This is a genomic window from Methanococcoides sp. AM1, assembly GCF_900774055.1.
Lineage (GTDB): Archaea > Halobacteriota > Methanosarcinia > Methanosarcinales > Methanosarcinaceae > Methanococcoides.
Window position 1 is genome coordinate 281,723 of sequence record NZ_CAAGSW010000003.1, and the last position, 14,807, is coordinate 296,529.

General features: G+C 40.2%; 16 protein-coding genes. 9 read left to right on the forward strand and 7 right to left on the reverse strand.

Features of this window, described 5'->3' with window-relative positions; translation table 11 throughout:
* Both E7X57_RS06455 and E7X57_RS12735 read right to left on the reverse strand, forming a co-directional pair.
* Entirely contained in the window at positions 1-1,203 is a 1,203-nt protein-coding gene (locus E7X57_RS06455; RefSeq protein ID WP_244603621.1) for a hypothetical protein, read from the reverse strand.
* Between the two features lie 11 nt (positions 1,204-1,214).
* Positions 1,215-1,613, reverse strand: coding sequence for a DNA polymerase (locus E7X57_RS12735; protein WP_244603622.1), 399 nt, complete (start codon positions 1,611-1,613; stop codon positions 1,215-1,217).
* 90 nt (positions 1,614-1,703) lie between these two features.
* Between E7X57_RS12735 and E7X57_RS06460 the strand changes: the two genes are divergently transcribed.
* From E7X57_RS06460 to E7X57_RS06470, 3 genes are all read left to right on the forward strand, one after another.
* Positions 1,704-2,861: an acyltransferase family protein gene (locus E7X57_RS06460; RefSeq protein WP_135611804.1), complete on the forward strand. Its 1,158-nt coding sequence runs from the start codon at positions 1,704-1,706 to the stop codon at positions 2,859-2,861.
* A 12-nt stretch (positions 2,862-2,873) separates the two neighbouring features.
* On the forward strand, positions 2,874-3,872 hold the full coding sequence (locus E7X57_RS06465; RefSeq protein WP_135611806.1) for a hypothetical protein: 999 nt from the start codon (positions 2,874-2,876) through the stop codon (positions 3,870-3,872).
* Positions 3,873-3,936: 64 nt separating this feature from the next.
* Positions 3,937-4,200, forward strand: coding sequence for a 2TM domain-containing protein (locus E7X57_RS06470; protein ID WP_135611808.1), 264 nt, complete (start codon positions 3,937-3,939; stop codon positions 4,198-4,200).
* Positions 4,201-4,594: 394 nt separating this feature from the next.
* On the opposite strand, the gene mtaA is transcribed toward E7X57_RS06470, so the two are convergent.
* Positions 4,595-5,629 (reverse strand): methylcobamide:CoM methyltransferase MtaA, encoded by a 1,035-nt coding sequence (gene mtaA, locus E7X57_RS06475; RefSeq protein ID WP_135611810.1) that lies wholly within the window; start codon positions 5,627-5,629, stop codon positions 4,595-4,597.
* 201 nt (positions 5,630-5,830) lie between these two features.
* On the opposite strand from mtaA, the gene E7X57_RS06480 reads away from it, so the two are divergent.
* Positions 5,831-6,667: a GyrI-like domain-containing protein gene (locus tag E7X57_RS06480; RefSeq protein WP_135612101.1), complete on the forward strand. Its 837-nt coding sequence runs from the start codon at positions 5,831-5,833 to the stop codon at positions 6,665-6,667.
* A gap of 92 nt (positions 6,668-6,759) precedes the next feature.
* On the opposite strand, the gene E7X57_RS12740 is transcribed toward E7X57_RS06480, so the two are convergent.
* Positions 6,760-7,212: a cupredoxin family copper-binding protein gene (locus E7X57_RS12740; RefSeq protein WP_244603623.1), complete on the reverse strand. Its 453-nt coding sequence runs from the start codon at positions 7,210-7,212 to the stop codon at positions 6,760-6,762.
* Between the two features lie 203 nt (positions 7,213-7,415).
* Here E7X57_RS12740 and E7X57_RS06490 point away from each other — a divergent pair, with 203 nt between their 5' ends.
* The 4 genes from E7X57_RS06490 to E7X57_RS06505 all read left to right on the forward strand — a co-directional run bounded on the left by E7X57_RS06490 (position 7,416) and on the right by E7X57_RS06505 (position 10,613).
* Positions 7,416-7,700 (forward strand): ferritin-like domain-containing protein, encoded by a 285-nt coding sequence (locus E7X57_RS06490; RefSeq protein WP_135611812.1) that lies wholly within the window; start codon positions 7,416-7,418, stop codon positions 7,698-7,700.
* Between the two features lie 14 nt (positions 7,701-7,714).
* Positions 7,715-7,984 carry a ferritin family protein gene (locus E7X57_RS06495; protein ID WP_135611814.1) on the forward strand — a complete coding sequence of 90 codons (270 nt, stop codon included), beginning with the start codon at positions 7,715-7,717 and terminating at the stop codon, positions 7,982-7,984.
* A gap of 172 nt (positions 7,985-8,156) precedes the next feature.
* The gene (locus E7X57_RS06500; protein ID WP_135611816.1) at positions 8,157-9,647 is read left to right on the forward strand and encodes a small ribosomal subunit Rsm22 family protein; all 1,491 of its coding nucleotides are present in this window, start codon (positions 8,157-8,159) and stop codon (positions 9,645-9,647) included.
* Between the two features lie 357 nt (positions 9,648-10,004).
* Positions 10,005-10,613: a hypothetical protein gene (locus tag E7X57_RS06505; protein ID WP_135611818.1), complete on the forward strand. Its 609-nt coding sequence runs from the start codon at positions 10,005-10,007 to the stop codon at positions 10,611-10,613.
* 195 nt (positions 10,614-10,808) lie between these two features.
* On the opposite strand, the gene E7X57_RS06510 is transcribed toward E7X57_RS06505, so the two are convergent.
* The 3 genes from E7X57_RS06510 to E7X57_RS06520 are packed head-to-tail and all read right to left on the reverse strand — an operon-like array spanning position 10,809 to position 13,822.
* Complete coding sequence (locus tag E7X57_RS06510; RefSeq protein ID WP_135611820.1) at positions 10,809-11,564, reverse strand: ABC transporter ATP-binding protein; 756 nt, start codon at positions 11,562-11,564, stop codon at positions 10,809-10,811.
* The gene (locus E7X57_RS06515) at positions 11,564-12,655 is read right to left on the reverse strand and encodes an iron ABC transporter permease (protein WP_135611822.1); all 1,092 of its coding nucleotides are present in this window, start codon (positions 12,653-12,655) and stop codon (positions 11,564-11,566) included. The genes E7X57_RS06510 and E7X57_RS06515 overlap by 1 nt, the downstream gene beginning before the upstream one ends.
* A gap of 48 nt (positions 12,656-12,703) precedes the next feature.
* On the reverse strand, positions 12,704-13,822 hold the full coding sequence (locus tag E7X57_RS06520) for an iron ABC transporter substrate-binding protein (RefSeq protein ID WP_135611824.1): 1,119 nt from the start codon (positions 13,820-13,822) through the stop codon (positions 12,704-12,706).
* A gap of 335 nt (positions 13,823-14,157) precedes the next feature.
* Here E7X57_RS06520 and E7X57_RS06525 point away from each other — a divergent pair, with 335 nt between their 5' ends.
* A complete protein-coding gene (locus tag E7X57_RS06525) occupies positions 14,158-14,802 on the forward strand; it encodes a MarC family protein (RefSeq protein ID WP_135611826.1) in 645 nt (214 codons plus the stop codon).
* Positions 14,803-14,807: the final 5 nt, after the last annotated feature.

Sequence of the window (14,807 nt, forward strand, 5' to 3'; positions counted from 1 at the left end):
TTATATTAACTTCAAAACCAATAAGGTAACATACACATGTGTAAGTGGTGCTACCATGAACGAGGAAGCAAGAATATCTTCCCAGATCTCAGCCTGCCACTCATCAACAGCTTTTGGAAATGGATTTGTTAAATGCCCAAGTCCATGCAATTTAAAGGATCTCTCTCCTTCCATGAACTTGATTTCTTCATTCTCATAAGTGTAAAGAGCATATCTCTTAGAAGAAATCCCATAAAACCACATATCCTCTTTCTCAGCTTTCAACAGATCAATATCAAGGCTGTAAGGATTAAGAGGTTGGAAATAATCAATAATCTCCTGAGCATGTTCAGGAGGAACAAAGATAGAATCCGTATCCATGTATGCATGGACTGAACCAAGCTCTTTAACTTTGGCTTCTGCCATTGCCAAGAATAGTTTTGATCCTGCTGTAATCATGACAGCAAGTAAAGGATGAAAATAATTGCCTGCCTTCTCAAACCTGTTCTCAGATGTATTGAAATCATCCAATCCATAAACCTGAATATCGCTTTTCTTATCCTCTGGGTTAAGCTCAATAAAGATCCCATAACTCATAGCATTAACAAGTATCTTGATAGCCTGTGTCCTGCTCTTTAATTGCTGATATTTTGGATTATTCCTGTTGATGTCCTTCATCTGAAGCTTGATTTTCTGCCTTTCCTCAACAAGTACCTGAACAAGATTATCCTTTGAAGGATCTATCTCAATTCCAAGTATCTGAGATTTCTTCAATCCCTTCTGAACACCCTTTGGAATATACCTGACAGCTTCAACGATCTTTGGAACTTTGCCAGTAAGAATGACTGAGGCAATGACATCAGGCAAAGCATACCATAACTCATTATCCGAGATAAGATAATTAACCCCAACGTTATAACCTGTATTATTACCCTTATAATCCATCCTTACAGGTAAGATATCGTTGTCAGGCTGTATCTTTACCATAACAACAAAGTCTTTCCAGTTGTCCTTATCTTGAAGATATGTAAGGTTAAGACTTGAAAGCATATCCTTAATCTCATCGGCAACATCCTTTGTCTCAATGGATTCAGCTATCATGAATTTCCAGAGAGCCATCTCCATAGTGATTGTTGGATACATGCTAGTAAAGTCAAGAGTCGTCACCTTTGCAGGTTGTTTCCTGATCTTGCATTCACACCTTCCTCCATAGTAAGATGTCATGATGTTTCCAATCATCTCAAGGGGAAATCGGGATTAAGATCTAAAAACGATTGAATGGCCAATTGCTTTAAAGCATGTTTTCCGAGAGATGCTGAACTGAATATTCTGGTTGGTGGGATGTCTATCTGGTACAGATCCAACTCTTCAATAAGCTTCTCATATACCTGATAAGTTGTTTCAACATCCTGAATTAGATAATCAATATATTTCTTGGTTACTTTGCCATGCTCAATTCCTTTCATCTTCTTGACATTGGTATTGAGCTTTTGTCCTGCTTTATCTAGTGAGATCCTTTTTGATTGGAGCAATACCTCAGCAAGGTTTTGAGCATCAAGGAAATATCCATATTTTCTGCTATCCCCTTTATTCTCCTTAGTTGATGTAAACTTGAAAGAATGAACATCTCCCATCTTCTTAATAATAATTGGAGGATTAAACTTATTCTCTGAAAGAGTAAAAGTATATAGAATGCAAATACAATTCTTTATGGGGGTAAAGGTATGGATGATAAAAAACCTGAGAGACGTTATGATCTGGACTGGCTAAGAGTTATAGCTATACTTGCAGTTTTGATTTTTCATTCCACGAGGTTTTTTGATCCCATGGACTGGGATGTGAAAAACAACGTACTGAGCGAAAATATAATGGTATTGGTCTTGTTTATAGTTCAGTGGTTAATGCCATTGTTCTTCCTGATATCAGGTATGAGCATATATTTTGTGCTGAGTTTCAGGACAAAGGGACAGTTCATAAAGTCGCGATTTCTGCGCATCATGGTCCCCTACCTTTTAGTAGGCATATTTGTCATACTTCCTCCCCAGCATTATCTGAGGCTGTTAAGCAGTGGAGAATCAGGAATTACATTGCTGGAGTTTTATTCTACATATCTTACAGACATTTTTGTTAATGCATTCCCGGGTATAAACCTGCCAATGGGTCATCTCTGGTATCTTTACTATCTTTTCGTATTTTCTATGGTAATGCTCCCGATTTTTGCTTATCTTGGAACTGAATCAGGAAGATCGATCATTTCACGCATTGCTTCCATTTTTGAAAAGTCCGGAGCTATATTGCTGTTATCATTACCAATTGGTGTCCTTACTGCAATTCTTGACCCAACATCATTTGCAGGTAACCCGAATTATTTTGGTGGATGGGGTATATTGGTCTATCCTATCATTCTGTTTTATGGATATCTTATAGCCTCCAATAAAAAATTAGAGGAATCCATTCAGAAGCATGGGAAAATTGCATTGGTATTAGCCCTAACAACTTTCCCGATTATTCTATGGTTTATACAATCCGTACTTGATGGGACATTCCAGTTCGGAAGCTATGGATACGCAGGAGTTATGCTGCTTCGTTCATTCAATATGTGGTGCTGGATGGTTGCCTTCCTTGGCTATGGAAAGAAATACCTGAACTTTAACAACAGTACACTGAAATACGCAAATGAAGGACTTATCGCCTTTTATATACTTCATCAAACAGTGATCCAGATAGTGGGATTCTTTATTGCAGGCTGGGATATGGGAATTTTCCCCAAGTACATTATACTCGCCACTACATCGTTCATAGCGATTTTGATGATATATGAAATTGCAATCAGACGCATCAATATAGTCAGATTCCTTTTCGGTATGAAACCAAAAAAGTAAGGTGGTGAGAACATGACATTTCCACCGATCAAACAAATAATACATCAAAAGCCGGCATTCCCCGGCCTGATCATCAGCGGTATTCTCCTGTGTGGTCTGCTGATGCAGGAGTACCTGCTGGGCCGTTTTCCGGTGATATTTGAAGAGGAGTATTTGCTACAGGATTTCTGGATTGCAGTTATTCATTGTCTTCTGGCAGGTTATCTTCCCAGTGCATATTTATTCCTGCTACGCGGCACGAGAAATACTTTTGAAGGACTTAAAAATGTCCTGGAACCTGTAACTGATCCTTCGTATGTGAACTCTGCCGTGCGTTTTAAGAAGAGGGATCTAATCGTCTGGGGCTTGCTTGGCGTGCTGTTTGCGGTGCTTCTACCTTACCAGACTGCCACATCACCCTGGGACCCTTCTACATGGCACCCTGAGGTTGTCTGGCATCGTGTTCTGGAACCATTCATAGGTTGGTGGGCCGGCTGGTTCTTTGGTGCAGTCTGGATTACATCGATGCGTACTTCCCGGCTGGCTACCCGCATTAAGTCTGTGGACCTGCTGGATCTGAGTCCATTGTCTCCCTTTGTTAAACAGGGTCTGCTGACCACCCTGCTAACTGTTGGAATGGTATCGATCTTCAGCTTGCTTCTGCTTGATCCGGGGGAATGGCCTGTTGTTGCCAGAGCTTATGTTGGCTCCCTGCTGATTGCATTAGTTGGCTTTTGGCTGCCCATGAGAGGTGTGCACCGGCGGATTCATGAGATCAAGGAAGCAGAGCTAAAATGGACACGGGAGAAAATCCATCAGTCTGAAGCACTCTTGCACAGTGGTTCACCAGACTCGCCACCAGGGCAGATAGCAGATCTGGCTGCTCATCTCCAGCTCATTGAGGATGTGCAGGAATGGCCTTTTGAAAGCTTGACCATTGTGCATGTGCTGGCCTATTTGCTGATCCCACTGTTATCCTGGTTAGGTGGCCTGCTGATCGAAAGTCTGCTGGAAATTATTTTTACTATTTGACAAGTTATGTATGTCAAAAAAATCAAATAGTTATACGTTCAATTTGTAATAGGGGAGATATTTAATGGAAGAACAAGACCAAAAATTATTACGTGCTCAGGAAAGGGTATCGGAACTCAAAAAGTTCTATAATCATGTAATAGTGTATCTGGTGATCATGGCCATACTGTTTTTTATCGACTATTCTGATAGAGGAAACTGGTGGGTTCAGTGGCCAATGGTTGTATGGGGAATCTTTGTAGTGATACAGGGAATTAATGTTAGCAAAATCGGTAAAAACTGGGAAGACAAAAAGATTAAGGAGATTATGGAAAAAGACGAAAAATAAATTCTTCCATAATTAAGGGTACTTTGCACTACATGAAAAAAGGCTGAGATTGATGAGCCTTTCCTTTGAATGCAATGTGAGGGAGAGGGTGGAAATGTGGGGAAGTTATATTTAAAAAAGGATGATTTCATTTTATATATATCAAACCATCTTTTATTTGAAACCAAGATGTTATTTGTCAAAAAGTTAATCAAATTAAAATAGATGTTCAGATTAAGACCTATATTCTATTATTACTAAAAGTTCCGTTTTTACACGTTACCTATATCCCAGACTTTCTATGCGAGGGGAAGGATTCGAAACCAAGAAATCATTCGAAATTGAATATTGAGTCCGGTAACGTTATCCTTCCGTAGTATGTAAATGGCAAAATTATGGGAGTAATATAAACCTATTAGCTCTCTTTCTTCAGGTAATATTCATCCCTTGCATCAACAAATGCTTTCAAATTCTTAAGAGACGTATGCGGAGCTAATCCACATCCTGGTGCAAGGATATCGATTCCATCATCAATACATGATTTTGCTTCTTCCTTTACCCCTTCCGGAGGCATTCCAAGAAGCGTATGTACTGGTGAAATATTTCCGATAAGGCAGGCTTTATTCCCGATAATGCTTTTTGCATATCCGACATCGACCTTTTCCTCTATACTTATGCCATCAAAGCCGGAAGTTGACAGAGGTTCAAGAATATCAGAAGCATCTCCGCAAATATGTGCTATTGTCTTCCCGTGTACTTTCTGATTGAGTCTCTTATACTCGGACAAGATCATCGTTTCAAAGAACTCAGGTGGTATCAGATCGGGTCCGGCTTCGGAATCAGGAAGGCAGACCACATCAGCCCCATGTTCAAAAAGAGCATTTGAATATTCTATGCAAATGTCAGTGCCTATTGTTAGCAGTTCCTTTATGGTGTCGGGTTTTGAAATGAACCACATGAGGTAGTTTTTTGCACCAACCAGTGACATTGCAAGTGCTGCAGGTCCTAGCATCCCTGCAACTATCGGAATGTCGTCATCGATACGTTCTTTTACTAGATCTGTTGTTTTCAGGAGGGTCGCTACCCTTTCACATTCAAGGAGATTCTCAGGAATATCCAGATCGTTCACATCTTTCGATTTTTTACAGGGGAAATCAACGATCGATGGCTGTGTATCGTAGGTTCCTTCGATTATCTTGCAGCCGAGTGTCTGAGGAATATCAGTTCCATCAAAAGGATAGCGTACAGCTTCAAGTCCTGCGATCTCATGTCCTGCAATTGCAAGGGTTGCCATTTTCTCCGCATCAAAATGTGCTTCCGGCCAATTTGCACCTGTAATGTGCATAAGTTCGATAGTGCCTGTCTGGGTAACTGAACAGACTGGGACCTTGTCTACATCTTTACCTTCTAAAGCTCGCATGAATCTTTCTTTTGGTGTTAGATCTGTCAATTTCAACCCTCTGATTTGTTAGTGATGATCAGTTTTACGAAGTGTTTATCCTTGAACGAATGTATGTTTTAAATAAGGCTTATTTTAATGTTCTGTTTTTTGTTACGTTTATGTCTTTTATTTCATTCTTAGTTGAAAACTCTCCCCCACGTCAGAAAAAATTCTATTATATACTTTTAAGCTGATCATCTGTTGAGCACAATGAAATTCGATCGAATACCAATTGGTAAATTCTCACTAATGACACACTTAACCCAAAAAGCTCTAAGGTTATATGACCAGAAAGGACTTCTTGTTCCCGAAGCAAAAGATGCTTTCTCAGGCTACAGATGCTACACTTCCCATCAGATCGAAAGGGGTGTTAAGATTCGTATGCTATCGTGGATGGGATTCGGGCTGGATGAAATATCCTCTTTGTTGGATGCAGAAATACTAAGGGATAATGAATTCATTGGTGAGATGATGCAAAAAAGATATACTGAAACTCAGCTGGAGATCCGGAGGCTTCAAAAAATACAGAATCTTTTGCTCAATCAGACAGACACACTGGAGTTGATTAGTATGTCAGTATCAGAACCAACAACGAAAGAAATACCAAAGATGCGTGTACTTAGTATGCGTGAAACAGGAAGTTATGAAGTAACGATTGGAAAACTGGTCGGCGAATTGCTTGGGTTTGTTGGGAATTCAAGTAGAGCAGGTAAAAATATTAAGTTGACTGGTCCGGTAATGTTCCTTTGTCATGATAAAGAGTATAGGGAAAATGATGCGGATATAGAAGTTTCACTACCAATCTCAGGCAACATTGGCTTGGAAACACCCTCTATTGTCCTTACGACACTACCTGCTATTAAGGCAGTATCTGTGATCCATAAAGGACCATATCAGGAAGTTGATGTTGCATATTCCCGTATTTTCGAATATATGGCTGAAAATGGGATGGAACAGGCAGGTTCTTCAAGATCCCTCTATCTTAATGATCCTAATGAGGTTCCAGAGGAGGACTTATTGACAGAAGTACAGGTCCCGATAAAATAAGACCTCACTAAAATAAAGTAGCAGAATAAAAATGGATGGATGGAATTTCCATCCTTTTTTGTGCCAAAATACTCAGTTTTCAGGGAATCATTTTAAGCTTCGACTGTGATCTCTCCTTCCATATAAGGATGGAAAGTGCATATATAATCAAAAATTTCCTCTTCTTCGAAAGTAAAGCTGAAACTTTCACCTTTTGAAAGGCTTCCTGAATCGAAACCTTCATCGTTAGAAGTTGCTGTGTGTGGTGCTGAATCCATATTGATCCATGTGACAGTGTCACCAACCGATATCTGAAGTGTGGCAGGTTTGAACTCAAAGTCCTCGATCAGCACCTCATGATCTTTTGACAGGGTTTCATCGACATTGTCGGTGATCTCCATATCATCTTCAGCATCTTGTACAACTTCTTCTTCTGTTGTGTCTTCATCAGTATCTTCAGGTGTGGTTATGTCTGTTTCCTGTGCAGGTTGTTCGCTATCCTGTACACATCCTGCCATTAATATTGTCGTCAATAGAACGATAAATACAATTAATGCTTTCATCATAAGTCCTCCTTGATTATTTCTAAATTAACTAAATTTAGGTCAGCATCAATGATATGCATTTTGCCAACGACAATCCTGCGAAATTTATTAATAGTTCAGTTGATGATATTTTATTGGGAGTTTGATCGAGTTGTGGCATTTTTGTTTTTTTGAATGCTTATTATAATCGACTCGATATGATCATAGCTTTAAGGGGTGCAAACATGCTGTCAAAAATACCGATCGACTTTTCAAAAGTAGCAGCTGAAGATATCAATAAAGAGATTCTGAGGCTTGGAATAATTGCTGAACTGGATGCCATAAGTCTCTATGAGCAAATGGCTGCTCTTACAGATAATAATGAAGTAAAACGGGTCCTTCTGGATGTTGCAAAAGAAGAAAAGACCCATGTAGGTGAGTTTCAGACACTTTTACTGAAAGAAGATGAACAGCAGGACTATGAGCTAAAGATGGGTAAAAAGGAAGTTGAAGAAAAGCTTGGAAAATAAAGGAGGCTCCTGTGATGTTATCAGAAATACCGATTGACCTAGAAACAGTGGACAAGAAAAATATTGATAAGGAACTCATGCGACTTTCCATGATAGCTGAACTGGATGCTGTCAACCTTTATGAGCAAATGGCTTCCCTGACCGATGACGAAGAGCTCAGGGCGATACTTCTTGATATTGCAAGAGAAGAAATGATCCATGTGGCCATGTTTGAGACGGTGCTGATGGAAGTGGATGATGAATATCTTAAGGTTCTTGCAGAATACTCCCTTGCAAGGAGCTGAATTTTATCCTTAAGTATCGTTGGAAGAAGTTCGAAGGTTATCATATCTATCATATTATATTATATCATTTTGAGATATTGGCGAACTTTCCTTTGATCAAATCCTTCATTTTTGTTCTTTTTTCCTCTTTTCCCAAAATGCTTTAATTACTTGCGATCCTTCCTCTCAAAAGATGCCCAAAAATAATATACTCTCTGTGCTGAAGTACGTTTCACGCATGAAAAAAGAGTTCATGCTATCGGAGATAAAGGATTACATAGAAGAAGAGATGTCAACACAGGACATCTATGAAGCCGTATCACCATTCTTATTCGACCTTAAGATCAATGCAACTCCCCAGGATGAAGATTTCAGGATGACCCGCGCTCTCAGTAAAGAAAAACTGGAGCTTACAGTTGAAGAGCAGGGAAGGACCAGGTCATTCTTCAGGACTCCTGTTGTATCACAACAACTCCAGAAAACTATTGAGCAGTACATCAAATATAAGACGACAAAGGACTGGGATGACCCTCTGGTTCTGGAAAAAATAAGAAAAGCGATAATCGCACAGAAGAATTCCTACTGGAAATCAGGAAAGTCCAGGAATATCTCCTATGAGAAGGGCTATAGCATTCTTGCCTATCTTGCTTACCAGTTTCCGGTCTATTTCGTACAGTTCGAACACATTCTCTACAGCATGGCACTTGATGGCATGTTGAAGACAAGGATGAAGATCCTTGACATAGGCACCGGTCCGGGTACAGTACCACTCTCTATTATTGATTTCTATAAGCGGCTTGACGTGGCAGAAGCATCTATCCATAGTGTTGAACTCTACGATGAGAACATCGAGGCATATGATTTCATCGTACCGGAATATGCAAAGAATAAAGCAAGGGTGTCCGTGGAAAAGCCCATTAAGGCCAATATCGTGGACCTTAAGCCCGAAAATATTCCTGACAAGATCGATCTGATGATATTCTCCAACGTTCTCAATGAGATCAAGGAACTTTCAATTGAGCAGAAGGCAGAGCTTGTTAAAAAACTGTCCGAGAAGCTCTCAGGCGATGGTAATATTATTCTTATTGAGCCTGCAGACAGGGTGAATTCAACCGATTTCAGGAAGCTGACACTTGCTCTTAAGAATCTTGGTCTTGGTATATACAGTCCATGTTCCTTTATCTGGTGCAGAGGCTGCAATCCTGACGAGTGCTGGAGCTTTGAGCAGAAAGAGGACATCAAGCTACCTCTCCTTATGTCAAAACTCGCAGAATGTGAGGAACCTTTCAGGTATCTTAACACTGATATCAAATTTTCATATGCTATAATGAGAAAGGACAATTTGTCAAAAGTAAGTTACAAGGTACCACTAAAAGCAAAATTTGCCAGATTATCCGATATGAAAAAGTATGTCGACAAGCGCATTAATGTTGTTTGTTCCCTCATGTCAGGAGATCTTGGCGATGATAAATACTCCGTCTATAAGGTATGTGATGGAACTTCAAATAAGCAGGTATATGCTGTATTGCCTTCGCATAATGTCGTTTATGAAAATGCGCTTCTCAAAGAGGAAAGTTATGGAAATGTTCTGGAGCTGCATAATGTTCTTGTTAAGTACAACAAAGATAAGGGTGCATACAATCTGCTTTTGAGCAAACAAAGTATTGTTAAAAAGGCGGAGTGATATTTCCACCCGCCTTTTATTTATTCATTTATCATTCATTTATTTATTTATTTATTTATTTTACTTCACTTAACTTTACTTTACTTTTTTTATATTGTCTTTTTAGTGTTTTTCAATTCTCATCTTCTTATTTTCTGATCAGCATTATTTATAATATCTCTTGCACCTGGTTTTTTCTAAAATAGGATGTATGGGCAATCATCCATTTGGTAAGAATTTGTAGGTATATTTTAATCATTATTTTCTAAATCAACAAAAAAAGACTTAAATATGATTGAGTTATAAGATTATATATTGATTTTCTAGCAAAAATACTGGTATTTCATAGGGGGTTATACCATTTCATACGAAGACACAATGGACAAAGTGAGGATCAAGCTAAATTCCACAAGAGGTATCGAGCAAATAGTACTTCTTAATAATACAGACCGGATGAAAGTAATTGAACTTGAGGGGGAGGATGAAAAGGTCAAATCAATTCTTTTCGGTAAAAAGAACAACCTTGGTGTTAAGCAGGTTCTTGATTGTGATGTAATGGTAGCTTTCCTGACGAACAAGGAGTTTGGATGGCCGGCTAATAACATCAAATTGATGCATGGTGATAAGATAATAGGCGGAGATGTGACTGATCCTGTCAAACTTCAGGAATATCAGGAACATTCAGGATACTGTGTTTTTGGAAATATCGTTGTCGAACTTGATAAGTTAGTAAAAAAAGGGTCTTCTGCTGATTCTATCTGTATGGTGGTCAATCCGAAACCATTCCCTCACATAAGCCACATCCCGGGTATTTCCGATGCTCTTATGGCTTCTCCTTCCCGGTTTACAGATGAATATATAAGGTCAAGGTTGCAGCCTAACAGCAAAAAGGACTGTATTGGTTCTTTCCTTCTGGGATTCAATATTAAAAATCATATTTTTGCAAACCCTGCAGAGTGTACTTCTGTCAGGGGTAGTGTTTATTGATCGAAGATTGGAAAAGAAGATGAATGGATGTAGTTTCACTTCCTTTGCATATTCATCATCTTTCTTTTCGATCATCTCGATTTCGGGGCGTTAATTTTGGTTACGCCAGTTCTTGGGTTGACGTCATAATTTATAATTACTTTTCTACTAGACCATAGTACTAATTCATAATTATTGAATTATGACTAACAGAAATCATTCCTCATTTGGTATAACGATGCGGAATCCGTTTAATTCTTCTACGGTTGCTGAAACACCGTATACCTGTTCTATAGTTTCAGGCACGACTACTTCATGTCCTCCGTGAGCGAAGATCGTCCCGTCCTTCAGGAATATATACCTGTCAGCGAACCGGAGTGCAAGGTTTATGTCATGCATTGTTATGACAGCAGATACTCTGTTCGCTTTCACGACATGCCTGACCGTACGCAATATCTCCAGTTGTTTCTTAAGGTCAAGACTGCTGGTCGGTTCATCAAGTAGCAATAGCTTAGGTTCTTGAACTAGTGCTCTTGCTATTGCAACCCGTTGAAGTTCCCCGCCACTCATCTCGTTGATGTACCTGAGTGCCAGTTCTTTTAGTTCCAGCTTCATTATAATGGATTCAACGATCCTGTGGTCCTTTTCTTTAATGTTCCAGCCAATATGCGGTTTCCTTCCAAGCAGGATTGCATCATAGGCAGTGAGCCTTCCGGCTTCAGAACGTTGCGGAACGTAACCTATCCTCTTTGCGACCTCATGTTTTTCAAGGGAAAGGACCTCTTCGCCATCAACAAAGATCGTTCCTGTAGCAGGCGGATGTATTGTATTGATGCATCTGAGAAGTGTTGATTTCCCTACACCGTTTGGTCCGAGAATAGCAAGGACTTCCCCTGGTCTTAAGTTGAAGTGGATCTGTTCGAGTACTTTTCTTGTCTTATAATTGAAGCCAAGTCCTTCTACGTTCAACATTAGTGCTGATACCCCCTGATAAGCAGGTAAAGGAATAATGGAGCACCCATAAAAGCGGTCAGTATAGCCACCGGTAGCTCGTGTGGTGCGAGCATAAGACGCGCAGCTGTATCCGCAGCAAGTAGCAGCAGTCCACCTGTAAGGCAGGATGCCGGCAGGAGAAACCTTTGCTCATCACCCACGAACTTGCGTGCAATATGCGGGCAGACCAGTCCGACAAAACCGATCACACCTAGAAAAGCAACAACAAAAGCTGTCATCAGGGATGCGACGAGCATACCCCAGAGGCGGACTTTTTCGACGTTAACGCCAAGTCCTTTGGCAGTTTCATCTCCTGCATCGATGGCATTGTAGTTCCATCGGTTAAGCAGGAAATAGATCAATGAAGGAACAGTGACGGCTGTTAGTATTCCAAGGTCTCCCCAATCGGCCCGCCCGACGTCCCCGAAGGTCCAGAAAACGACTGCTGCAAGCTGAACATCGTCTGCAAAATACTGAAGGAACATTGTGCCTGCAGTAAAAAGAGATGCCAGTGCAACCCCTGTGAGGATCATAACTTCCGGGGAGGCATTCCTGTACCTTGCGATAGTAATCAGGATGAATGTTGCTATCATGGAGAATAAGAATGCAACTGCTGTTGTCATGTAAGGGTTGTTCAGCATGACCGCATCAGCTCCTGTACTTCTCATAGTACCGCTTCCAAGGACGATTACAGAGAATGCTGCACCGAATGCGGCGGCATGTGAGATGCCCAGTGTGTAAGGGGAACCAAGCGGGTTTCGCAGGATGGATTGGAGTGCGACACCTGCAACCGATAATCCTATACCTGAAACAATGGCTGTCAGTGCTCTTGGAAGACGTATATTCCATATGATGGTGGAAATATTTCCAACATCGTAGCCAAGCAGTGCAGCCATAACATCTGTAAAAGATATATTTGCTGCACCTACAGCTATGGAATAGCCAAGTAACAGGAACAGAAGGATCGATGAGATTATCATAAAGGAGATCTTCTTTCTTATGTAACCTGTATATGCCAAAGGAAGTGTATCTCCCTTTAGCTCATCCATTTCACCTTCTATTAGTTCCATATATTTCTCCGCTGAACTTTCAGGACCAGTTCTAAGTTCATTTCTCTTTTATTCATTCAGTTCTATCTGTCCGAATCCTGCACTAAATCCGGAGTTCATGGCTTCATAAGCCGGTTCACCAAAGAGGAATACATAGATCTCGTCTGCTTTTTCAGCAGCATCGATGTTCTGGAACCTGTCAGGATAGATCACCTCGCCTGAGTAGTAAGCGGCAGCAAGTACAGAACCATGGTTCGTGGTGTACCAGTTGTAAGGCACTACGCCATAGACTTCGCCGTTCTTTACAGCTGTCAGTGAGGTGTAGGCCGGATCAGTTTTCAGCTCATCTACTGCTGAAGGTGTCGTCTGGTATGTTGAAAGGTCAACAAAAATGATCTCCGGGTCCCATTCAATGATAGCTTCCTTTGACACATCAGCATGTTCGGTTCCAAGTGATGATGCTACATTCTTTGCATTAATAAGTTCAAATGGCGGGTAGGATGGTTCAGTTGACTGGAACCCATGTGGACCTCTGTATGCTATGCCGCCAACATAGACGGAAGCCTTTTCTTCTTCAGGGATATCCTCAGTTCTGGAACCAAGGTCTTCGATGGTCATATCGAAGAACTCAATGACCTCTTCTCCTCTTTCTTCTTTTTCCATTACTTCTGCCATGATACGCAGTGAATGGTACATATCATCGCGATAGACTCCGAGGTCTCCATAATTAAGGGCTATCACAGGGATCCCTGTCTTTGCCTGAAGTTCATCTGCATCATCAGCTGACTGCACGTATGTCCAGAAGATCACATCAGGATCAACGGCAACGATCTTTTCGGGGTCAGTGTTTCCCCTGTATTCGCCTATCAGGGGCATGTTCTGGAATTGAGGATTAGCAATAGCATAGGGTCTTCTATTTTCATCTTTTCTCAATTCAATGTCTTCAACACCAACGACTTTATCCTGAGCACCAAGATAGCAAATATATCTTAGCGCACCGGGTCCCTGGCAGATGATTTTTTCAGGAGCCACAGGGACCGTTACTTCTCTTCCAAGACCATCGGTAATGGTTTGCATTTCTACATTATTTACTGCCGACTTCCCGGAACTGGAAACACAACCAGAACCTATGCAGGACAGTATCACGAGGAGGATAATTAGTATTCCACTATATGTTTTTAATTTCATTCTGTTAGCACCACCGTATGCGATGTTACAAATATTATTCATGCACAGGCCCAAAGTTTTCGATCTATTTGCAGATATGGCTGCAATTTTTGTCGTTCATGGCTCTATTTATATGATGATTTGTAACAATTCCATGCTATGTTCTAAAATATTTGGCATATTTATTACTACGAATTTTAATATTTTTAATAATAAATAGCATGTAACTTAAACTTTATGTTAATAGTGTTAACAATGTAAAAATTTGTTAAAAAATGAGTATTTTTCAACCCACATTGATTCAAAGGTATCCCCAATCGCATACTTTTTAACATGCTATGTCCTTCTACTAATTAATGGACCTTATAGGGTATTTTATCTATTCTTTTATGACTCTATTTATTATTGTAAGCCCTATTACCGGAGTCATTACTTTTATAACGCTGACCAATGGTCTCTCTCTTGATGCAAAGAACGTGATCGCAAAGAAATCTGTTATGCTGGCATTTGTTATTGCCATATTCTTTATTTTCACGGGAAATATTATTCTTGATATTCTTGGGATCAGCCTTGATTCACTGAAAGTTGCAGGTGGACTCTTACTTTTTACGATAGCTTTTGATATGATGCAGGCCAAGATCTCAAGAGAAAGCATTACTGACAAAGAGATAGATGCATCTGCTGATCGTGAAGATATCTGGATCTTCCCCATCGCAATGCCAATTCTCACAGGTCCTGCTACAATAACAACAGTTATTATTCTTACAGAAACCGCTGAAGTGGTTCAGCAAAAATTGCTCGTAATACTTGCAACAGTTATTACATATTCAATAGCCATGGTAACATTTCTCTTTTCGAGAAGAATACACAAAAAAATGGGATATAATGGAATGCTGGTACTTACCAGACTATTTGGTCTGTTCCTGGGTGCGATCTCAGTAACTATGATAGCAAGTGGTATCTGGGGAATTTACATTGGAATGGTGGGATTGCCTACTTAAATCCA